The following is a 20,948-nucleotide window of genomic DNA, read 5'->3' on the forward strand; positions in this document are numbered from 1 at the left end:
TTATTTAGCTCTTTCTAAGATTTCAACTAATCTCCAACATTTTGTTTTACTTAAAGGACGCGTCTCGCTAATTCTTACAGTATCACCAATGTTACAGTCGTTTTTTTCGTCGTGTGCAACATATTTTTTTGTTTTCAACACGAACTTACCGTATAATGGGTGTTTTACTTTTCTTACTTCAGAAATAACGATAGATTTATCCATCTTATTTGAAGTAACAACACCTATTCTTTCTTTTCTTAAATTTCTTTTTTCTTCCATCTTTCAGCAGAATACAATTATTGTAACTCTCTTTTAGTTAACTCTGTAGCTAATCTTGCAACTGTTCTTCTAACGCTTCTAATTTGAAGTGGGTTAGCAATTGGAGAGATAGCATGAGCCATTTTTAGGTCAGCATATACTTTCTTAGTTTGACTAAGCTTTTCTTGCAACTCCGCTGCAGAAAGATCTTTTATTTCTGATTGTTTCATAATAAATATAAATTATGCTTCGAAATCTCTAGCAACGACGAACTTAGTTTTTACTGGAAGCTTTTGAGCTGCAAGACGTAACGCCTCTTTTGCAACTGACAAAGGAACTCCTCCAACTTCAAACATAATTCTTCCTGGTTTAACAACAGCAGCCCAATACTCAACTGCTCCTTTACCTTTACCCATACGTACTTCAAGAGGTTTCTTAGTAATAGGTTTGTCTGGGAAAATTTTAATCCATAATTGTCCCTCTCTTTTCATGTAACGAGTTGCAGCGATACGTGCAGCTTCGATTTGACGAGAAGTTAAGAACATTCCATCTTCATGTACAGATTTAATACCAAACATTCCATTTGAAAGCTCATGCCCTCTTTGAGAGTTACCTTTCATTCTACCTTTTTGTACCTTACGGTATTTTGTTCTTTTAGGCTGTAACATTTTTCTTTAGTTTAAAAATTTACTTTCTTTTACGAGCGTCTGGTTTTCCACCTTTGTTAAAGTTAGATTTGCCTCTAGGAGCATCTCCACCTTTTCCACCACCTGTACCAGATTGTTTTTTATCCATTCCAGCAAGTGGAGAAAGTTCTCTCTTACCGTAAACTTCACCTTTCATGATCCATACTTTAATCCCCATTCTACCATAAGTAGTGTGAGCTTCAGCAAGAGCATAATCAATGTCAGCTCTGAAAGTTGATAGAGGAATTCTACCTTCTTTGAAACCTTCCGAACGCGCCATCTCAGCTCCATTCAAACGACCAGAAATCAAAACTTTGATACCTTCAGCGTTCATACGCATAGAAGCAGCAATAGCCATTTTGATTGCACGTCTGTAAGAAATACGGCTTTCGATTTGACGAGCGATGCTTGTCGCCACAAGATAAGCATCTAACTCAGGTCTTTTGATTTCAAAGATGTTGATTTGAACCTCTTTGTCTGTAACTTTCTTAAGTTCTTCTTTTAACTTGTCTACCTCTTGTCCACCTTTTCCGATAATGATACCAGGTCTAGCAGTAGTGATAGTAACGGTTACAAGTTTCAAAGTTCTCTCGATGATTACTTTTGATACACTAGCTTTTGATAAACGAGCATGGATATACTTTCTGATTTTGTGATCTTCGGCTAATTTATCACCGTAATCATTTCCACCATACCAGTTTGAGTCCCATCCTCTGATGATACCAAGTCTATTTCCAATTGGATTTGTCTTTTGTCCCATGCTGCTTAAGAATTGCTTTGTGTGTTATTGATAGCTCCAAGCACGATTGTTACGTGATTAGAACGTTTTCTGATTCTGTGTGCACGACCTTGTGGAGCTGGACGAAGTCTTTTTAACATCATTCCACCATCTACTCTGATCTCTTTAACAAATAATCCAGCTTCTTCTAAATTACCTTCACTATTTTTTTGCTCCCAGTTATTGATTGCAGATAATAATAGTTTTTCTAATTTTCTTGAAGCTTCTTTAGAACTGAATCTTAAAATGTTAAGTGCTCTTTCTACCTTCTGACCTCTTACCAAGTCCGCTACTAAGCGCATTTTTCTAGGTGAAGTAGGGCAGTTATTCAATTTTGCGAAAGCGATAGACTTATTAGCCTCTTTTCTCGCATCTGCTGTTTCTCTTTTACGAACTCCCATTGCTTCTTATTTTTTACCTTTATTTTTTGCTCCAGCATGACCTCTAAAAGATCTAGTTGGTGAAAACTCTCCTAATTTGTGACCTACCATGTTTTCTGTTACGTAAACTGGTACAAATTGACGGCCGTTATGAACTGCGATAGTTTGTCCAACGAAATCTGGAGTAATCATTGAAGCTCTAGACCAAGTCTTAACAACTGCATTTTTACCACTTTCTACGTTTTCTTGAACTTTCTTGTCTAATTTATAATGAACGAAAGGTCCTTTTTTTAATGAACGTGCCATATCTTATTATTTCTTTCTACGTTCTACGATATACTTGTTACTCGGGTTTTTCTTAGAACGAGTTCTGTAACCTTTAGCTGGCAATCCGTTTCTTGAACGTGGGTGCCCTCCAGAAGAACGTCCTTCACCACCTCCCATAGGGTGATCAACTGGGTTCATCGCTACTGGTCTAGTTCTAGGTCTTCTTCCTAACCATCTTGTTCTACCTGCTTTTCCAGATACAACTAATTGGTGGTCAGAATTAGAAACAGCTCCAATTGTAGCCGAACAAGTTAACAAGATTAATCTTGTCTCACCAGATGGCATTTTAATTGTTGCATATTTCCCGTCTCTTGCCATTAACTGAGCAAAAGTTCCAGCTGAACGAGCAATAACAGCTCCTTGTCCTGGACGTAACTCAATACAAGATATAACAGTTCCAAGAGGAATTCTGCTTAAAGGTAATGTATTACCAATCTCTGGTTGAGATTCTGGTCCAGAAACTAATTTCTGACCAACTTTCAATCCATTTTGAGCGATAATATAAGTTTTCTCTCCATCAGCATAAGCTAACAAAGCGATGAACGCAGTACGATTTGGATCGTATTCGATTGATTTCACTGTAGCTGGAATTCCATCTTTAGTTCTTTTGAAATCGATGATACGATATCTCTGCTTGTGACCACCACCCGTATAACGCATGGTCATCTTTCCTTGACTATTTCTACCTCCAGAGTTTTTTATCGGCGCTATCAAAGAGCGTTCCGGCTTATCAGTTGTAATGGCGTCATAACCATTCACAACTCTAAATCGCTGACCTGGGGTAATAGGTTTTAATTTTCTTACTGACATTTTTCTATCTTAGATATTGTTGTAAAAATCAATTGTTTCTCCTTCTTGTACTTGTACAATTGCTTTTTTATAAGCATTTGTCTTTCCACTGATTAAACCACTTTTAGTGTATTTAGTAGATCTATCTGGTCTCACATTCATTGTGTTAACAGAAACGATAGTTACTCCATAAGCAGCCTCAACAGCTTTCTTAATCTCAACTTTGTTTGCTTTTTTGTTAACAACGAATCCGAAGCGGTTTAGAACTTCACTTTCTTTGGTTACTTTTTCCGTTACTATAGGCTTAATAATGATGCTCATATTCCTATTATTTACTTAAATTTTCTTCAATTAACTCTAAAGAACCCTCTAAAAGCACCAAATTATTAGCGTTTAATATTGCGTAAGTGCTTAATTCTGAGCTAGTTACAACATTTGAAGCCTTTAAATTACGTGACGACAAATATACGTTTTTATTTGACTCACCCAACACAAATAGAGATTTTTTACTCTCTAACCCTAAAGCTTTCAAAACGTTAATGAAATTTTTAGTGTTTGGCGTTTCAAAATTAAAGTCTTCTAAAACTACAATATTTGACTCTTTTGCTTTGATTGAGAAAGCTGATTTTCTAGCCAATCTCTTCAATCCCTTATTCAATTTGAATGAATAACTTCTTGGTCTTGGTCCGAAAACTGTTCCACCACCTTTAAACAATGGATTCTTAACACTTCCTGCACGAGCAGTACCAGTTCCTTTTTGTTTTTTAATCTTACGCGTACTTCCAGTTACTTCAGCTCTTTCTTTAGCTTTATGAGTACCTTGTCTTTGATTAGCAAGATATTGCTTAACATCAAGATATACAGCGTGATTGTTTGGCTCAATTGCGAATACTGAATCAGAAAGTTGAACTTTTCTTCCAGTATCTTTTCCGTTGAAATCTAATACTTTTACTTCCATTACTTCTGAATGATTACATAAGAGTTTTTGTGCCCAGGAATACATCCTTTAACAACAAGTAGATTCTTTTCAGCAACTACTTTTAAAACTCTAAGGTTTTGAACTTTTACATTTTCTCCTCCCATTCTTCCAGCCATACGCATTCCTTTGAATACTCTAGATGGATAAGAAGAAGCTCCTACAGAACCTGGCGCTCTTAAACGGTTGTGCTGACCATGAGTAGCTTGTCCAACACCACCAAAACCGTGACGTTTAACAACACCTTGGAAACCTTTACCTTTAGACACACCTTGTACATCTACAAATTCTCCTTCTTCAAAAATAGTAACATCAATAAGATCTCCTAATTTTTGTTCAGTTGCAAAATCTTGGAATTCAACGACTTTTTTCTTAGCAACAGTTCCAGCTTTTTTAAAGTGACCTAAAGCCGCTTTAGTAGAATGTTTCTCGTTTTTGTCATCGAAACCAAGTTGCAACGCTTCATACCCGTCAACCTCGTTGGTTCTGACTTGGGTAACAACGCATGGCCCAGCTTCGATTACTGTACAAGGAATGTTTTTCCCGTTTTCGTCGAAAATACTAGTCATGCCGATTTTCTTACCAATTAACCCAGACATAAATATTAATTATTAATTACTAAAATTCCCTTCAATTTGAAAATAACAGAAATTTCCAAACAGGGAGTGCAAAAGTAGACATTAAAATTGAATATACCAAACAGTTACAAAAATTAAATCGCTCATAATCAAAATCCAAGCTCAAAAGCAACACTAAAAACAACTTAGATTATTCAAAATTTCAACCTATTTTTTCCAACACACAAACAAACTACACTTAACAATTAACCAACAAAATCATAACAAAAAAATCCTGCATCACTTTAAAACAAAGGCCTTTAAAGAAATTCATTAGAAAAATTCAAAACTAAAACTTCACAAAACCAACCAACTAAAGGCATTTTTAAAAACAAAAAAAAGCGAGACATTTCTGACTCGCTTTTTATATAAAAAAATATAAAAAAAATTATACTTTTATCTCTACTTCAACACCACTTGGCAATTCAAGTTTCATTAAAGCATCAATTGTTTTAGATGAAGATGAATAAATATCAATCAATCTCTTGTATGACATTACTTCAAATTGCTCTCTCGCTTTTTTGTTAACGTGCGGAGAACGCAATACAGTGAAAAGTTTTTTGTGAGTTGGCAACGGAATTGGACCTGTTACAACCGCTCCAGTAGTTTTTACTGTTTTTACGATCTTTTCAGCAGATTTATCTACTAACATGTGATCGTAAGATTTTAGTTTTATTCTGATTTTTTGACTCATTTTCTTAAAATTAAGCGTTACCTTTTGCTTTTTTGATTACCTCTTCTGAAATATTAGAAGGTGTTTCTGCATAGTGAGAGAACTCCATTGTTGAAGTAGCTCTACCAGAAGATAATGTTCTTAATGTAGTTACATAACCAAACATTTCTGATAAAGGCACATCAGCTTTGATAGTCTTAGCACCATTTCTATCACCCATGTCATTAACCTGACCTCTACGACGGTTCAAGTCACCTACGATATCACCCATGTTTTCTTCAGGAGTAATAACTTCGATTTTCATGATTGGCTCAAGAATAACAGCTCCAGCAGCACGTCCAGATTCTTTATAACCCATTCTAGCAGCTAATTCAAAAGAAAGAGCATCAGAATCCACAGGGTGGAATGATCCGTCTAATAAAGTTACTTTTAAACTATCAACAGCATATCCAGCTAACGGACCTGTTTTCATAGCCTCACGGAAACCTTTTTCAACAGCAGGGATATATTCTTTAGGAACGTTACCACCTTTTACTTCATTTACGAACTGTAATCCAACTGGAACTTTACCATCAACTTCATCAGCAGGCTCGATTCTAAATACGATATCACCGAATTTACCACGACCTCCAGATTGTTTTTTGTAAGTTTCTCTATGCTGAGCAGATTTAGTAAACGCCTCTTTGTATTCTACTTGTGGCTCACCTTGGTTAACCTCTACTTTAAACTCACGTTTCATACGATCAACTAAGATATCTAAGTGAAGCTCACCCATACCAGAAATAATAGTTTGACCTGAAGCCTCATCAGTTCTTACAGTAAACGTTGGATCCTCTTCAGCCAATTTAGCCAAAGCCATACCCATTTTATCAACGTCAGCTTTAGTTTTAGGCTCAATAGCAATACCAATTACTGGCTCTGGGAATTTCATAGATTCCAAGATAATTGGACTCTTTTCATCACACAAAGTATCTCCAGTTTTGATATCTTTAAATCCTACAGCAGCTCCAATATCTCCAGCCTCAATAAATTCGATTGGATTTTGTTTGTTAGCGTGCATTTGGTAAATACGAGAAATTCTCTCTTTGTTACCAGAACGAGTATTTAAAACATAAGAACCAGCATCTAAACGTCCAGAATAAGCACGGAAGAAAGCTAAACGACCTACGAATGGGTCAGTAGCAATTTTAAATGCTAAAGCAGCAAACGGCTCTTTTACATCTGGGCGACGTAAGATTTTAGTTTGATCCTCTTCTAATAATTCAGCATCGTCAGGGTGAATTCCTTCAATACCTTCTTTATCTAATGGAGATGGTAAATACTTACAAACAGCATCTAACATAAATTGAACTCCTTTGTTTTTGAAAGAAGAACCAGCAAGCATAGGAATGATTGCCATATCGATAGTTGCAGCTCTTAACGCATTGTTGATTTCTTCCTCTGTAATAGAGTTTTCATCTTCCATGTATTTATCCAAAAGATTCTCGTCGTAAGTTGCGATCTCTTCGATAAGGATAGAACGGTAGTGTTTTACATCATCAACCATATCAGCTGGGATATCAACGATATCAAAAGTAGCTCCCTGAGTTTCATCATGCCATACAATAGCTTGATTTTTCACTAAGTCAACAATACCTTTAAAATCTGCTTCATCACCAATAGGTAAAGTAATTGCAACCGCATTCGATTTCAACATATCTTTAACCTGTCCGCATACAGCTAAAAAGTTAGCACCTTGACGGTCCATTTTATTTACGAATCCCATACGAGGAACTCTATATTGATCAGCAAGTCTCCAGTTAGTTTCTGATTGAGGCTCAACACCATCAACAGCACTAAATAAGAAAACTAAACCATCAAGTACACGTAAAGAACGGTTCACCTCTACAGTAAAGTCAACGTGTCCAGGAGTATCAATAATATTAAAGTGGTATGGTAATGATTCTGGAATAACTTTACCTTGTACAGTTGGAAAGTTCCAAGTACAAGTTGTAGCAGCAGAAGTAATTGTAATACCTCTTTCTTGCTCTTGAGCCATCCAGTCCATTGTTGCAGCACCATCGTGCACCTCACCAATTTTGTGTGACTTTCCAGTATAAAAAAGAATACGCTCAGTTGTTGTTGTTTTACCAGCATCAATGTGAGCAGCGATTCCGATATTTCTTGTATATTTTAAATCTCTAGCCATTTCTTTACGAATTAAAATCTAAAGTGAGAGAATGCTTTATTAGCTTCTGCCATTTTGTGAGTATCCATTCTTTTCTTAACCGCAGCACCTTCTTCTTTAGCAGCAGCTAAACACTCAGAAGCTAAACGTTGTGCCATAGATTTTTCATTTCTTCTTCTAGAATAAAGTATTAACCACTTCATTGCCATAGAAATTTTTCTGTCTGGACGAATTTGCATTGGGATTTGGAATGTAGCTCCACCAACTCTACGGCTACGTACTTCTACGTGAGGCATAACGTTAGTTAAAGCATCTTTCCAGATCTCTAATGAAGTTTTCTCATCATTTTGCTTTTTAGTTTCGATGATATCAATTGCATCATAAAATACTTTAAAAGCTGTAGATTTCTTACCATCCCACATTAAGTTGTTCACAAAACGTGTAACTAATTGGTCATTAAACCTTGGATCCGGTAAAAGTGGTCTTTTCTTTGCCGCTCTTTTTCTCATGTCTTTTTCTTAAAAGTTTTTAAATTACTTTTTTGCTTCTTTTGGGCGTTTAGCACCGTACTTAGATCTTCTTTGCGTTCTTCCTGCAACTCCTGACGTGTCAAGCGCTCCACGAACGATATGATATCTAACACCTGGTAAATCTTTTACCCTTCCACCTCGCACTAATACTATCGAGTGCTCTTGTAGATTATGTCCTTCTCCTGGGATGTAAGCATTCACCTCATTACCATTTGTCAAACGTACACGCGCAACTTTACGCATTGCAGAGTTTGGTTTTTTTGGTGTAGTAGTGTAAACACGCGTACAAACCCCTCTTCTTTGAGGACAAGAATCTAAAGCAACCGATTTACTCTTCTTAGTGATCTGAGTTCTTCCTGTTCTTACTAATTGTTGAATTGTTGGCATAATTAATACTAAAAATTATTATGTTTATTAAATTCCCGCTTTTTACGGGGTTGCAAATGTATAAAATATTTTTCAGTATACAAACGTTAAATCATTAATTTTCAACAACATTATTTATATCTATGATTTAACAAAGAAACATTAGATATTTGCTTTACATTTAACTAACAAAACAATTGCTTTTTGAAACAATTTTATTACATACTCATTTTTCTCTTATCGGCTAATTGTTTTGCGCAATCTTTCTACCTTAATATAAACGGAATTAATAAAAAACAGAATCAAACCATTGACTCGATTTCTTACACAAAAAAACATCCAAATATTAAATCAATAAACAGCGAAATTACGACAGTAATAAACAGACTTGCAAAACAAGGCTATATTGACTCTAAAGTACTGGAAAACAAAAGAACAAACGACACCATATATAACGTTTTAATAGATCTAAAAAACAGAATAAAAGAAGTACATATATATATAGGTATAAATAATTTTTCTCATGAGTCAAAAAAAACAGAAAATGACAGCATAATTATACCTTATTCAGAACTTGAAAATTTCTTAAATCAAGAAATATCAGAGAATGAAAAAGCAGGTTTTGCATTTTCTAAAATCAAACTACAAAATATCAAAAAAAAGAATTCGATAATTTACGCTGACTTAAATTTTAATTCCGAAAAAAAACGAACCCTAAATTCCATTATTATAAATTATACCAATCCTGCTTTAAAAGATTATTTTCCGAAAGGAGCAGTAAAACAACTAAACAAAAAATACCTAAACAAAACTTTCAATCAAGAAACTGTCAAAAAACTTCATGATGACATCAATAGCTTTGAGTTTGTTTCTCAACCTAAATACCCAGAAATTTTATTTACACCAGACTCAACCAAAGTCTATACCTATCTTGACAAAAGGAAAGCAAACAATTTTGATGGCTATATTGGTTTTTCTAATGACGAAAACAAAAAGCTAATATTAAATGGCTACCTAGATATTTCATTAACCAATATACTTCGAGCTGGCGAAAAATTTTCCTTATACTGGAAAAGCGACGGAAATCAACAAAAAACTTTCAACACAAAGCTTGAGATTCCATATCTATTTCAATCACCACTTGGAATAAAGGCACAATTAAACATTTTTAAACAAGACAGTACTTTTCAGAATACAAAAACAGATATTAATCTCGGCTATTATTTAAACTACAATTCTAAAATCTATCTTGGTTATCAGTCAACCGAATCGAGCGATATTCAAAACGCCAACAATTCTACAATTAGCGATTTCAATAACTCCTATCTGACATCCACATATGAATACAAAAGAATAGATCCAAATAATAACTTAATGCCTGGAAAAGCTTTTTTAAGCACAATCGTAGGTTTTGGAAAACGAGAAACAAATAATGATCCTGAGACCGCAGATCCAAGCAAACAATTCTACCTAAATTTAAATGCAACATATAATTTTGAACTAAATAGCAAAAATTACATTAACATAAATTCTCAAAATTTTTACTTAGACAGTAAAAATTACATTTCGAACGAATTATTTCGATTTGGCGGAATGAACTCAATTAGAGGATTTTCAGAAAATAGTCTTCAAGCAAACTTTTATTCAGCAATTCTTACAGAATATCGATATATGTTTTCAAAAAGCGCATACATTCATTCAATTACGGATTACGCTATATATCAAGACTTAACCAATATTTCAAATCCTAAAAAAATTAAGAATTTAATAGGAATCGGGATAGGTGCAGGAATACAAACAAAAAACGGAATTTTACGAATTATTCTCACGAATGGTCAGGAAAATCAGCAAGAAATACAATTATATAACACTATCGTAAACATATGTTATAATGTTAAATTTTAAAGTTTACCAAAAAAAGATTTTTATTTATTAGGAAAGTTAACAAATTATTAAGAGTTTTGCGATACTAATTCAAAATATTTAAAAATGAAACTAAAGTTCAATGGATTCTTAGTGCTTTTATTAGTACTAGTTGCGCAACTTTCTTTTGCGCAAGAAAGAGCTGTTTCGGGAACAGTTTCTGACAATGCAGGGATGCCTCTACCAGGTGTTAGTGTATTAGTTAAAGGAACCAAAGCTGGAACGCAAACCGATTTTGATGGTAAATATACTATCAAAGCATCATCAAGCCAAGTATTGGTATTTAGCTACATTGGGATGAAAACTCAAGAAATAGCTGCAACTTCATCAACAGTTAACGTAAAATTGGCTGGAGATGCTCAAGAACTTGAAAGCGTTGTAGTAACAACAGCTTTAGGTGTTAAAAGAGAGAAAAAATCTCTTGGTTATGCAACACAAGAGGTAAAAGGAGGAGATTTAAGAAATGGTACTTCTAGTGGTAACTTCTTAAACGAACTTTCTGGTAAAGTTGCCGGTGTTAACATTACAAGAAACACTAACTTTGGAGGTTCTACAAGTGCAATTTCTAGAGGGGTTAAAGCTATTGGTCAAAGTAATGAGATGTTAATCGTTATTGATGGTATGCCAATCAACAACGCTAACAACACAAACGACGGAACAACAGCTCAATCATCAGGATCTAGAGGATTTGACTACGGTAATAACGCGATGGACATTAATCCAGAAGATATCGAAAGTGTGAACGTATTAAAAGGTGCTGCGGCTTCTGCATTATACGGATACTTAGCTGGTAACGGGGTTTTAATGATTACAACTAAAAAAGGTAAAGCTAGAAAAGGATTAGGAATCACTGTTTCTTCTGAAGTAGTAACTGGTAGTCCTGACAAAAGCACTTTCGTTAAATACCAAAAAAATTATGGAGCTGGATACGGTGCTTCTTTTGACACTACACAAGATATTAATGGTGACGGTGTAAATGATAGAGTAGTTCTTATGGGAGATGATGCTTCTGTAGGTAACCGTTTTGATCCTTCATTGAATGTTTACCAATGGGATGCATTCTCTGCATACCCAGGAAATGCTAACTACGGAAAAGCAACTCCATGGCAAGCTGCTGCAAACGATCCTTTCACTTTCTTCAAAAACTCACTTTCTTTAGTGAACAGTATCTCTTTTGAAGATGGAAATGAAAAAACAAATGTTGTATTTAACTATACAAATACTGACCAAACTGGTGTTTTAATTAATAGTGAATTAAGAAAAAATAACTTCAGTTTAAAATTAAACCACCAATTTACAGACAGATTGTCTTTAAGTACTTTTGCTAACTTTTCTGCACAACAAACAGTTGGTAGAAACATGACAGGATACAGCGACAACTTAGTTTCTGGTTTCCGTCAATGGTGGCAAACAAACGTTGATATTAAACAATTACAACAAGCATACAACAATTCAGGCGGACAAAACATCACTTGGAACAGAACTTCTGTTGACGATGGATCTCCTGCATACTGGAACAACCCTTACTTTGAGCGTTACCAAAACTACCAAAACGATAGTAGAAATCGTTTTATCGGTTATGCAAACTTAACGTACAAAATTACAGACTGGCTTTCTGCAACTGGAAAAATCTCTACAGATACTTATTCTGAGATTCGTGAAGAAAGAGTTGCTGTAGGATCTGTTGCAAAAACTTTTGGTATCAATGCTCTTGACGAGACTTCAGGATACCAACGTTACAATGGTAACTTCTCTGAACAAAACTATGACTTGATTCTTACTTACAACAAAAAATTCGGAGAAGATTTTAGTTTAAGTGGAGTAGCTGGGGGAACAATAAGAAACACTTATTTCAACCAAATTACAGCTTCTACTCAAGGAGGTTTAATTATCCCTGGTATTTACAGTTTATCAAACTCTAAAGCTGCAAGCCCATACCCATACGAAAGAGAAACTAAAGCTTCTGTTAACAGTTACTACATTTCAGCTTCTTTAGGATATTTAGATACATATTTCATCGATGCAACTGCTCGTAGAGATGCTTTCTCAAACTTGCCTGCAAGCGACAATAGCATCCCAAGTTATTCTGTTTCTGGTAGCTGGGTTTTCTCTAAAAACATTGATGCTAGCTGGTTAAGTTTTGGTAAATTAAGAGGAGGTTACTCTGAAAGCCCACTAGGAACACCTGCATTAGCATTGGTTGATACTTATACAAAATACGATCCGTTCAACAATAACCAAATGTATTCTGTAAACTCTATTAAAAACAATCCAGATCTTAAACCTATTAAAACTAATACACAAGAGATCGGTCTTGAGATGCAATTCTTAAACAGAAGAGTTGGATTTGACGTGAGTTTATACAAAAACGTGAATGACGGAGAAGCTGTAAGAGTACCTTACTCAACTGCTACAGGTTACACTTCTAAATATGTTAACGCTGCTACAGTAGAAAACAAAGGTATCGAGGTTCAATTCAACGTTACTCCTATTAAAACAAACAGTTTTTCTTGGGATGTTAATGTGAACTGGTCTAAAAACGAAAACATGGTTACAGCTTTGGCTGATGGTGTAAGTAACTTACAAGTATCTTCTTTCCCTGGTACAGTAACTTTAAATGCTGTTGTTGGACAACCATTTGGTGTATTGAAAGGAACAGATTACACTTATGATGCTAACGGACAAAGAATCGTTAACCCAGCAACTGGTAGATATGTAATCAATACTTCTACAAACAATATTATTGGAAACATCAATCCTGATTGGATTGGAGGTATCCGCAACAAATTCGCATACAAAAACCTATCTTTCAGCTTCTTAATCGATGTTAAACACGGAGGAGATGTTTTCTCTACTGACCAATGGTACGGAGTTGGAACTGGTTTAACTGATGAAACAGGTGGAAACAATGACCTTGGAAATCCAAAAAGAAACAGTTTAGTAAATGGTGGTGGTGTTATCCTTCCAGGTGTATACGCTGATGGAACTCCAAACACAACAAGAACTGCTTACTCTACAGGTGGAGCTATTACAAATGCTTACACTAACGGACCAAGAAGTCAATTTGTTTACGATGCTGGATTTATCAAATTAAGAGAGGTAAACATTACTTATACTTTACCATCTTCATTAGTTCAAAAAATGAAATTAGTTGATGCTAGAATTTCACTTATCGGATCTAACTTATGGATCATCCAAAAGAATCTTCCAGATGCAGACCCAGAAAGTGGATTAGGATCTAACGTAGGATCTCAAGGACTTTCTATCGGTTCTTTACCAACAACTAGAAATATTGGTTGTAACTTAACAATAAAATTCTAAGCTATGAAAAATAGACTAATAATATTAATATCGTTCATTGCCTTATTTTCATCTTGCTCTGATGATTTTGGGAACATGAACCAAGACACAAAAAACCCTACCACTACTTCTCCTGAATTTTTATTTACAAATGCAGAGAAATTCATGATGGATCAGGTTACTAGCACATCTGTTAACTTCAACGTATTCAGATTATATGCTCAGCAATGGACAGAAGTACAATACCCACAAGAAACTCAATATGACCTTACTGGACGTACAATTCCAGATCGTCACTGGGCTACTTACTACCGTGATGTACTAAGAGATTTTAAAGAAGCTAAAACACTTTTGCTAGAGCAAAAAGCAAGCTACACTGGAACTGCTGATGGTTTAGTGGTAATTGAAAATAAACTTGCAATTATCGACATTTTAACTTCTTACTGCTACGGTATCTTAGTTGATACTTTTGGAGATGTTCCTTATACAGAAGCTTTAGATATTGAAAATCATCCACAACCTAAATATGATGATGCTCAAACTATCTACAGAGATTTACTTACTGTATTAACTAATGCATCTCATAAATTAGATCAATCTGCTGACAGTTATGGTAGTGCTGACCTTATTTACGGTGGTAACACTGCAAAATGGGCTAAGTTTGCTAACTCTCTTCGTTTCAGAATGGCTATCATGATGGATGACGTTGATCACGCTTATGCTAGCACACAAGCTTTAGCAGCTAAAGAAGATGGATTAATCACATCTAGTGCTGATGGCGCTTACATGCCTTACGCTACAAATACAACAAATAACAACCCGTTATATCTTGACTTAGTAGCTAGTGGACGTAATGACTTCGTTCCTGCTGATACATTTGTTAACAAATTGAATGCTCTTTCTGACCCAAGAAGATCTAAATACTTCACTGAGTACCCAGAAGGATCAGGACAATACAAAGGTGGTGTATACGGAACAGTTAATATTTACGGAAACTTCTCTCACATTACTGAAACTATTAAAGATCCAGTTTATCCAGGTGTAATTTTTACATATTCTGAAGTTGAATTCTTATTAGCTGAAGCTGTAGAAAGAGGTATCGCTGTTGGAGGTACTGCTGAATCTCACTATAATGCTGCTGTAACTGCATCTTTACAAGATTGGGGTGTAGCTGCTGGTGATATCGCTGCTTACTTAACAAGATCTGACGTAGCTTATGCTACTGCAACAGGAACTTGGAAACAAAAAATTGGAGAACAATCTTGGATTGCTTACTATAATAGAGGTTTTGAAGCTTGGACTTCTTACAGAAGATTAGACTTCCCTGCTTTAGTTGCGCCACCTGTAACATTTGGTGACATCACTGAAGTTCCAAAACGCTACTCTTATCCAGGAATCGAGCAGACATTAAACGCTGCAAACTTAGAAGCTGCAGTTGCAAAATTGGGTAACAATGCTGTAACTACTAAACTTTTCTGGGACAAACACTAATATTATATTTAACAGTACAAATATGAAAAAATACATTAAACAGATAGCTGCATTTGCATTTATTGCAACTTTAGCTTCATGTTCTGCAGATGACAATATGGAATTTGCAACTACAGGAGGTAATGCAGTTCCAACAACGACTAGTATAAGTCGTTTGGATAACAACTACAACCTGCCACTTAACACATACACTAAAGAAGGTGTAACTGTGACTAAAGTTGAAATTTTCAAAAATGCTGCAAAAACACCTCCAACAGATCCTATCGTATTTGGAGACAAAGTAGCAGATGCAACTTTAAGTGAAGGAAAAGCTACTTTCAATACTTCTACATTAGGAAGTTTCGATAAATTCCCAGTAACTGAAGGTGGTGTAACAACTTTAACTGGAAAAACAGGAACGTTTGAATTAGCAATTCTTGCAACTTATTCTGATGGAACAACATCAAGAGCTCCTTTTTCTTTAGTAGTTGGAAAAGCAATTACTTGGCAAGTAGTAAACGCTGATGGAGATCTTGTAAACAGTACTTCAAGTGGTATCTCTTCAATCAAATTTAATGATCCAGCTGCTTATGAAGTGCATATCGCTCCACTTACTAAAGCTGCTACAACAATCACAAGTATTGTTGGACAATGGTCTAAAAATGATACTGGTACATTTACTAATTTACCTGGAACATTGCCTGCTACTAAACAGACTATAGATTTGAATAGTTATCCATATTCTACTTATGGTGGAATTGTTGCTGGAGATAAAATTACTTACAAATTTATTATAACTTCAGGTACTCAAACAGATGAGATTACTACAACAGTAACTTTTGCTGATCAAGTATTTGGTGCTTCTCACAATGGAAACATTTCTGATAGTGAGTCAACATTCAGTTTCAAAACTGGAGACCATGAAGCTTCTGAAATTGATTTCGTTAGCCCATTTGGTTTCGCTACATCAGAAGGAGTTAGTATCGATTTCGTAAAAGACAATACTGTAAACTACTCAACTGCTAACTTATTTGCTGCTGAGAATGCTTACAACGCAGGTACTAAAGTTACATCTTTAACTAATTTGGCAGTTGGTGATGTTATTGTTTACAAAATCACAAGATCAGTAAACTTTGGAACTGAATCAGATCCAGATTTCCAAGATGTTCTTTACACTGGAATCATCAAAATTACTGACAAAGTTCAAGGAACTACAAGTCAAGAATTGAAATTCTCATACAAAGAAGGAGTTTTAGCTGACTAATTCTTCTTTTAACAATGAAACTAAACCATCCCAAATTGGGATGGTTTTTTTTTATATAAACATTACCTATATTTGTCCAATGGAAAAAGAACATCAAATATTTGGCATTAGAGCCATCATAGAAGCGATTCAAGCAGGAAAAGAAGTGGATAAAGTTTTCATTCAGAAAGACATTTCTGGTGAACTTATGAAAGATTTAATGAAGGTAATGAAACGTGCAAACGTAAACTTCTCTTATGTTCCTGTAGAAAAATTAAATCGTCTTACACCAAATAATCACCAAGGTGCAGTAGCAACCATCTCTCCTATTGGTTTTATTGATTTAGAGCATTTAGTAGAATCTACAATTGAGTCTGGCAGCAAGCCTCTTTTTCTAATATTAGATCAAATATCAGATGCTAGAAATTTTGGCGCTATTATTAGAACAGCAGAATGTACTGGAGTTAATGGAATCATTATACAAAAAGCAGGTTCAGCTCCTGTAAACGGTGATACTGTTAAAACTTCAGCTGGAGCTGTATTCAATGTGCCTATCTGCAAAGTTGAACATATAAAAGATGCTATCTTCTATTTGCAAGGTTCTGGAATTAAAACAGTAGCAGCAACTGAAAAAACAGATCAAAACATATATGACATATCATTATCAGAACCATTAGCTATTATTATGGGATCTGAAGACCGAGGAATAAATCCTTCAGTTTTAAAAATAGTAGACGAAAAAGCTAAGCTACCAATGTTCGGCTCAATAGGATCCTTAAATGTATCTGTTGCCTGTGGTGCTTTTCTATACGAAGCTGTTAGACAAAGAATCTAAAAAATACATTGAGAGATTAAGATGCGAATGAAATAATTAAATACCTTTAATTAATGCTTTCAAAATCTAATTCAAAATCAAAAATTACAATATTCCGATGCCTGTTTGTAATTCTATTAATTACAAACAGCTACGGACAAAATACTACGTATAATCAGTTTTGGAATGAATTACAGTTCAATCAGACTTTAAGCAAAAAGTGGGCAACCGAAATTGATTTTGCTGCAGCTTATAGCAGTTCCGAATCATCTCCAAATTTATTCGAAAACACTATTCAAAGATCCATTAGAGGTTGGGGACATTATTACTTTTCTCCCAGATGGAAACTCTCCGCCTTTGTTGCCTATTTCAGCAATAGAGATGTTCCCGAAATTGGTCAGTTCGAATCTCCCGAATGGCGCTTTGCTCTTCAAGGCATTTATTATTTTCACAAAACAGGCTACACTTTAAGTACAAGAATGCGTACTGAATATCGTCATATTAAAAATGATGATGATCAATATGAAAACGTTTTTAGATATCGACAACAGATTAAATATATACAGCCCATTAACAGTAAATTTTTAAGAAGCGGAGTCGTATATGTGATTGCATCAGATGAACTCTATTTTAAATCTGGAGCAAATGTTACTGGAGAAAGTTTTTTTGATCGAAATCGATTCAATATTGGTGCCGGCTATTTATTTACAGATGATTTTCAGGTTGAATTAACGTATTGCAACGAATATCTTCCAAGAAATAATGGAAACCAAACAACCAACGCCGCTTCGCTTACTATAAGTTTCAATAATTTTTTTCGAAACCTTAAAAAGAAAATTGAAGCCAAAAAACATCCTGAAGTAAAAGACGAAGAATAAAATTAGTTTTCTTCTTTCTTCAAAAAGCATTTAAGCTGTTCAACAATAGCATTTTTATGAAGCTTAAAATTATAGCTTCGCACAAATTCAGTTCCCTGCATATTGATATCTGCACTTACAGCCTCGTAATTAGAAAACGCATCGAGATCTTTATCGTCAATCAAATAAAGTACCTGCATTATAGAATCGTTACGTCGATATTGAGTATCGTAATGTGCTAGCTTATATGTTTTGTTATCTGCTAGAAGAATTATTAAATCGTCCTTAATTTTTTTCCCTTCTTTCTTATCAGGAAAAGGCGTGGGCTGCAGTGCTACGAAATAATGTTCTTTGTCTGTAACAATATTAATTTTCAGCGATTTTGATTTTGTAGTGTAAAAAGCTGCTGGCTCAAAATAGTAGATCATACTGCCATCTGCCTGCACCCTATTCTTTATTTCACATTGAGCAACGCCTTTCGCATTAAAAACAAAAAACAAAAATAAAACGACAAACTTCATTTTCATAATGCTAAAAATAAATTGTTAGTCTAACAAATTTACTCTTTTTATTTCAAAGAAAATTACTGGTCGGTTTCTTCTTCTTGCTCAGCTTTTTTAATTACAATATAATTTACAGGATGGCTTGACGAAAAATACTGAATTTGTTCCTCTTCGTCTTCATGAGAAAAAGTAACGAAATTTCCGTTTTCATCAAAATGTTTCATAAAAGGATCAAGACTAGGATCAAAATCTGGACGTTGCCAATCGTAAACAATTGGTTTTGCATATTCGGGCGCTTTGTAAAATAAAGTCAAAACAAAACCTGTAATAAGTCCCGCTAAATGCCCTTCCCAAGAAATAGATTGATCAACATCGGGAAAAACATACCATATCATTCCGCCATAAAGCAAAATCACAGTTAAGGATAATGCAACCAATCTATAATATTTAGTCTGAATACCTTTAAAAAAAATAAAACTAACCAAAACATAAATTAATCCGCTTGCCCCAATATGAAAATTCTCTCTTCCTACTACCCAAGTAATCAATCCTGAAAATATTATTCCATAACTTATAACTCCAAAAGTTTGTTTTGGATAAAAAAACTGCATTGCCGCCAATAGTATTACAAGCGGAATACTATTATTGTATAAATGATCTAAATTTTCATGAATAAATGGACTGAAGAAAACACCTCGCAGTCCAATAAAATCGCGAGGGTAAATTCCGAATCGGTAAAAATCAAAATCAAAGCGAATCTGAAGCCAATATATTATCCATAAAAAAAGGACAAAAAACAATGGAAGTCCAATAACCGAATTTGAAAACTTAAAATTAGTGTCGCTCATATTTTTAGAAAATAACATCTAACAGAACTCAAAAAACTATCCAAAAATAATTTACTGATATTTTGTCATACCAAGATAAAGAATTGTCTCAAATCAGAACAATCGATCTCTCCATGAACTGTTTTAACTTTTGAATGAATGAAATTTAAATCTTAAAATAGTAATTTTGTAATATGGAAGCACCTTTAGCAGAGCGTATTCGTCCGCAAAAATTAGAAGATTATATAAGCCAACAACATTTGGTTGGTCCAACCGGTTCTTTAACACAGCAAATTTCAAAAGGGATAATTCCTTCATTGATTTTCTGGGGACCTCCAGGAACAGGAAAAACAACTTTGGCACAAATTATTGCGCAAGAATCAAAGAGACCGTTTTATATTCTAAGTGCCATAAATTCTGGTGTAAAAGATATTCGCGATGTTATTGAAAAAGCAAAACAAAGTGGCGGACTTTTTACGGCTAAAAATCCGATTCTATTTATAGACGAGATCCACAGGTTTAGTAAATCACAACAAGATTCACTTTTAGCTGCTGTCGAGAAAGGTTGGATAACATTGGTCGGTGCTACAACCGAAAACCCCAGTTTTGAAGTAATTCCTGCATTATTGTCACGTTGTCAAGTTTATATACTAAATGCTTTTACAAAAGCCGATTTAGAAGCTCTTTTGCAGCGTGCAATGAAAACTGATGCCTATTTATTGACAAAAAAAATAAATTTAAAAGAAACAGAAGCATTATTGCGTATTTCTGGTGGTGACGGAAGAAAACTCTTAAATGTATTTGAACTCGTCATTAATGCTTCTGCTGGTGATGAAATTACAATTACTAACGATCGCGTTTTTGAACTTGTACAACAAAACACGGTTCTTTATGATAAAACTGGCGAACAACATTACGATATAGTTTCTGCGTTTATTAAATCTATACGAGGCAGTGATCCTAATGGAGCCGTTTATTGGTTGGCCAGAATGATTGAAGGCGGCGAAGAAGTAAAATTTATTGCTAGAAGAATGCTAATTCTCGCAAGCGAAGATATTGGTAATGCTAATCCAACTGCACTGATAATGGCTAATAATACTTTTCAGGCTGTTACAACAATCGGATATCCAGAAAGCCGAATCATATTAAGTCAGTGTGCAATTTATTTGGCTACTTCGCCAAAAAGCAATGCTTCTTATATGGCAATTGGCAATGCTCAACAGTTAGTAAAGCAAACTGGCGATTTGCCTGTTCCTATTCATTTACGAAATGCTCCTACCAAATTAATGAAGGAATTAGGTTATGGAGACGAATATAAATATTCTCACGATTATGCCAATAATTTTGCAGAACAAGAATTTTTGCCAGATGCTATAAAAGAAACGGTTCTTTACAATCCTGGAAACAATTCTAGAGAGAATAGTACCCGCGAATTTCTAAAGAACCGTTGGAAAGATAAATACGGCTATTAAACCGTATTTT

Annotated in this window: 23 protein-coding genes; 7 read left to right on the forward strand and 16 right to left on the reverse strand. The window is 34.7% G+C overall.

The annotated features are described in order from the left end of the window. From rpsQ to rpsL, 14 genes are all read right to left on the reverse strand, one after another. Complete coding sequence (gene rpsQ / locus JC605_RS19460) at positions 1–261, reverse strand: 30S ribosomal protein S17 (RefSeq protein WP_008464298.1); 261 nt, start codon at positions 259–261, stop codon at positions 1–3. A gap of 17 nt (positions 262–278) precedes the next feature. Then, positions 279–470 (reverse strand): 50S ribosomal protein L29, encoded by a 192-nt coding sequence (gene rpmC, locus JC605_RS19465; protein WP_008464297.1) that lies wholly within the window; start codon positions 468–470, stop codon positions 279–281. A 12-nt stretch (positions 471–482) separates the two neighbouring features. Further along, the gene (gene rplP / locus JC605_RS19470; protein WP_008464295.1) at positions 483–908 is read right to left on the reverse strand and encodes a 50S ribosomal protein L16; all 426 of its coding nucleotides are present in this window, start codon (positions 906–908) and stop codon (positions 483–485) included. Between the two features lie 19 nt (positions 909–927). After that, on the reverse strand, positions 928–1,686 hold the full coding sequence (gene rpsC, locus JC605_RS19475) for a 30S ribosomal protein S3 (RefSeq protein WP_008464292.1): 759 nt from the start codon (positions 1,684–1,686) through the stop codon (positions 928–930). A 5-nt stretch (positions 1,687–1,691) separates the two neighbouring features. Further along, on the reverse strand, positions 1,692–2,105 hold the full coding sequence (gene rplV / locus JC605_RS19480) for a 50S ribosomal protein L22 (protein WP_007803631.1): 414 nt from the start codon (positions 2,103–2,105) through the stop codon (positions 1,692–1,694). Between the two features lie 6 nt (positions 2,106–2,111). Then, positions 2,112–2,390 (reverse strand): 30S ribosomal protein S19, encoded by a 279-nt coding sequence (rpsS, locus tag JC605_RS19485; RefSeq protein ID WP_008464288.1) that lies wholly within the window; start codon positions 2,388–2,390, stop codon positions 2,112–2,114. Between the two features lie 6 nt (positions 2,391–2,396). Beyond that, the gene (rplB, locus tag JC605_RS19490) at positions 2,397–3,221 is read right to left on the reverse strand and encodes a 50S ribosomal protein L2 (protein WP_008464287.1); all 825 of its coding nucleotides are present in this window, start codon (positions 3,219–3,221) and stop codon (positions 2,397–2,399) included. Positions 3,222–3,230: 9 nt separating this feature from the next. After that, positions 3,231–3,521: a 50S ribosomal protein L23 gene (rplW, locus tag JC605_RS19495; protein WP_198857781.1), complete on the reverse strand. Its 291-nt coding sequence runs from the start codon at positions 3,519–3,521 to the stop codon at positions 3,231–3,233. Positions 3,522–3,528: 7 nt separating this feature from the next. Further along, positions 3,529–4,158 carry a 50S ribosomal protein L4 gene (rplD, locus tag JC605_RS19500; RefSeq protein ID WP_198857782.1) on the reverse strand — a complete coding sequence of 210 codons (630 nt, stop codon included), beginning with the start codon at positions 4,156–4,158 and terminating at the stop codon, positions 3,529–3,531. Next, the gene (rplC, locus tag JC605_RS19505) at positions 4,158–4,775 is read right to left on the reverse strand and encodes a 50S ribosomal protein L3 (RefSeq protein WP_144217592.1); all 618 of its coding nucleotides are present in this window, start codon (positions 4,773–4,775) and stop codon (positions 4,158–4,160) included. The genes rplD and rplC overlap by 1 nt, the downstream gene beginning before the upstream one ends. A gap of 406 nt (positions 4,776–5,181) precedes the next feature. Further along, on the reverse strand, positions 5,182–5,487 hold the full coding sequence (gene rpsJ, locus JC605_RS19510) for a 30S ribosomal protein S10 (protein WP_007803605.1): 306 nt from the start codon (positions 5,485–5,487) through the stop codon (positions 5,182–5,184). A 10-nt stretch (positions 5,488–5,497) separates the two neighbouring features. After that, positions 5,498–7,654, reverse strand: a complete 2,157-nt coding sequence (gene fusA / locus JC605_RS19515; RefSeq protein WP_111364460.1) for an elongation factor G — start codon at positions 7,652–7,654, stop codon at positions 5,498–5,500. Between the two features lie 11 nt (positions 7,655–7,665). Next, positions 7,666–8,142, reverse strand: coding sequence for a 30S ribosomal protein S7 (rpsG, locus tag JC605_RS19520; RefSeq protein ID WP_026727879.1), 477 nt, complete (start codon positions 8,140–8,142; stop codon positions 7,666–7,668). A gap of 24 nt (positions 8,143–8,166) precedes the next feature. After that, positions 8,167–8,550: a 30S ribosomal protein S12 gene (rpsL, locus tag JC605_RS19525; RefSeq protein WP_007136570.1), complete on the reverse strand. Its 384-nt coding sequence runs from the start codon at positions 8,548–8,550 to the stop codon at positions 8,167–8,169. A 183-nt stretch (positions 8,551–8,733) separates the two neighbouring features. Here rpsL and JC605_RS19530 point away from each other — a divergent pair, with 183 nt between their 5' ends. The 6 genes from JC605_RS19530 (at position 8,734) to JC605_RS19555 (ending at position 18,157) form a co-directional block, all read left to right on the forward strand. Continuing rightward, positions 8,734–10,434, forward strand: coding sequence for a hypothetical protein (locus JC605_RS19530; RefSeq protein WP_233074174.1), 1,701 nt, complete (start codon positions 8,734–8,736; stop codon positions 10,432–10,434). Positions 10,435–10,518: 84 nt separating this feature from the next. Further along, the gene (locus JC605_RS19535; protein WP_198857783.1) at positions 10,519–13,773 is read left to right on the forward strand and encodes a SusC/RagA family TonB-linked outer membrane protein; all 3,255 of its coding nucleotides are present in this window, start codon (positions 10,519–10,521) and stop codon (positions 13,771–13,773) included. 3 nt (positions 13,774–13,776) lie between these two features. Continuing rightward, positions 13,777–15,243 (forward strand): SusD/RagB family nutrient-binding outer membrane lipoprotein, encoded by a 1,467-nt coding sequence (locus JC605_RS19540; RefSeq protein ID WP_198857784.1) that lies wholly within the window; start codon positions 13,777–13,779, stop codon positions 15,241–15,243. A 22-nt stretch (positions 15,244–15,265) separates the two neighbouring features. Further along, positions 15,266–16,486: a hypothetical protein gene (locus tag JC605_RS19545; protein WP_198857785.1), complete on the forward strand. Its 1,221-nt coding sequence runs from the start codon at positions 15,266–15,268 to the stop codon at positions 16,484–16,486. Positions 16,487–16,565: 79 nt separating this feature from the next. Then, on the forward strand, positions 16,566–17,300 hold the full coding sequence (rlmB, locus tag JC605_RS19550; protein WP_198857786.1) for a 23S rRNA (guanosine(2251)-2'-O)-methyltransferase RlmB: 735 nt from the start codon (positions 16,566–16,568) through the stop codon (positions 17,298–17,300). 53 nt (positions 17,301–17,353) lie between these two features. Next, complete coding sequence (locus JC605_RS19555) at positions 17,354–18,157, forward strand: DUF2490 domain-containing protein (protein ID WP_198857787.1); 804 nt, start codon at positions 17,354–17,356, stop codon at positions 18,155–18,157. 2 nt (positions 18,158–18,159) lie between these two features. On the opposite strand, the gene JC605_RS19560 is transcribed toward JC605_RS19555, so the two are convergent. Together JC605_RS19560 and JC605_RS19565 are read right to left on the reverse strand one after the other, a co-directional pair. Then, the gene (locus tag JC605_RS19560; RefSeq protein WP_198857854.1) at positions 18,160–18,657 is read right to left on the reverse strand and encodes a hypothetical protein; all 498 of its coding nucleotides are present in this window, start codon (positions 18,655–18,657) and stop codon (positions 18,160–18,162) included. Positions 18,658–18,719: 62 nt separating this feature from the next. Then, a complete protein-coding gene (locus JC605_RS19565) occupies positions 18,720–19,487 on the reverse strand; it encodes a rhomboid family intramembrane serine protease (protein WP_198857788.1) in 768 nt (255 codons plus the stop codon). Positions 19,488–19,660: 173 nt separating this feature from the next. On the opposite strand from JC605_RS19565, the gene JC605_RS19570 reads away from it, so the two are divergent. Continuing rightward, a complete protein-coding gene (locus JC605_RS19570; RefSeq protein ID WP_198857789.1) occupies positions 19,661–20,938 on the forward strand; it encodes a replication-associated recombination protein A in 1,278 nt (425 codons plus the stop codon). Positions 20,939–20,948 lie beyond the last annotated feature (10 nt).

It is taken from the genome of Flavobacterium sp. IB48, from assembly GCF_016405855.1.
Classification (GTDB): Bacteria; Bacteroidota; Bacteroidia; order Flavobacteriales; family Flavobacteriaceae; genus Flavobacterium; species Flavobacterium ginsengisoli.

Bases quoted from the DNA above. Each gene is read 5' to 3' on its own strand.
- rpsQ (WP_008464298.1), bottom strand. From the start codon at position 261: ATGGAAGAAAAAAGAAATTTAAGAAAAGAAAGAATAGGTGTTGTTACT.
- rpmC (WP_008464297.1), bottom strand. From the start codon at position 470: ATGAAACAATCAGAAATAAAAGATCTTTCTGCAGCGGAGTTGCAAGAA.
- rplP (WP_008464295.1), bottom strand. From the start codon at position 908: ATGTTACAGCCTAAAAGAACAAAATACCGTAAGGTACAAAAAGGTAGA.
- rpsC (WP_008464292.1), bottom strand. From the start codon at position 1,686: ATGGGACAAAAGACAAATCCAATTGGAAATAGACTTGGTATCATCAGA.
- rplV (WP_007803631.1), bottom strand. From the start codon at position 2,105: ATGGGAGTTCGTAAAAGAGAAACAGCAGATGCGAGAAAAGAGGCTAAT.
- rpsS (WP_008464288.1), bottom strand. From the start codon at position 2,390: ATGGCACGTTCATTAAAAAAAGGACCTTTCGTTCATTATAAATTAGAC.
- rplB (WP_008464287.1), bottom strand. From the start codon at position 3,221: ATGTCAGTAAGAAAATTAAAACCTATTACCCCAGGTCAGCGATTTAGA.
- rplW (WP_198857781.1), bottom strand. From the start codon at position 3,521: ATGAGCATCATTATTAAGCCTATAGTAACGGAAAAAGTAACCAAAGAA.
- rplD (WP_198857782.1), bottom strand. From the start codon at position 4,158: ATGGAAGTAAAAGTATTAGATTTCAACGGAAAAGATACTGGAAGAAAA.
- rplC (WP_144217592.1), bottom strand. From the start codon at position 4,775: ATGTCTGGGTTAATTGGTAAGAAAATCGGCATGACTAGTATTTTCGAC.
- rpsJ (WP_007803605.1), bottom strand. From the start codon at position 5,487: ATGAGTCAAAAAATCAGAATAAAACTAAAATCTTACGATCACATGTTA.
- fusA (WP_111364460.1), bottom strand. From the start codon at position 7,654: ATGGCTAGAGATTTAAAATATACAAGAAATATCGGAATCGCTGCTCAC.
- rpsG (WP_026727879.1), bottom strand. From the start codon at position 8,142: ATGAGAAAAAGAGCGGCAAAGAAAAGACCACTTTTACCGGATCCAAGG.
- rpsL (WP_007136570.1), bottom strand. From the start codon at position 8,550: ATGCCAACAATTCAACAATTAGTAAGAACAGGAAGAACTCAGATCACT.
- JC605_RS19535 (WP_198857783.1), top strand. From the start codon at position 10,519: ATGAAACTAAAGTTCAATGGATTCTTAGTGCTTTTATTAGTACTAGTT.
- JC605_RS19540 (WP_198857784.1), top strand. From the start codon at position 13,777: ATGAAAAATAGACTAATAATATTAATATCGTTCATTGCCTTATTTTCA.
- JC605_RS19545 (WP_198857785.1), top strand. From the start codon at position 15,266: ATGAAAAAATACATTAAACAGATAGCTGCATTTGCATTTATTGCAACT.
- rlmB (WP_198857786.1), top strand. From the start codon at position 16,566: ATGGAAAAAGAACATCAAATATTTGGCATTAGAGCCATCATAGAAGCG.
- JC605_RS19555 (WP_198857787.1), top strand. From the start codon at position 17,354: ATGCTTTCAAAATCTAATTCAAAATCAAAAATTACAATATTCCGATGC.
- JC605_RS19560 (WP_198857854.1), bottom strand. From the start codon at position 18,657: ATGAAGTTTGTCGTTTTATTTTTGTTTTTTGTTTTTAATGCGAAAGGC.
- JC605_RS19565 (WP_198857788.1), bottom strand. From the start codon at position 19,487: ATGAGCGACACTAATTTTAAGTTTTCAAATTCGGTTATTGGACTTCCA.
- JC605_RS19570 (WP_198857789.1), top strand. From the start codon at position 19,661: ATGGAAGCACCTTTAGCAGAGCGTATTCGTCCGCAAAAATTAGAAGAT.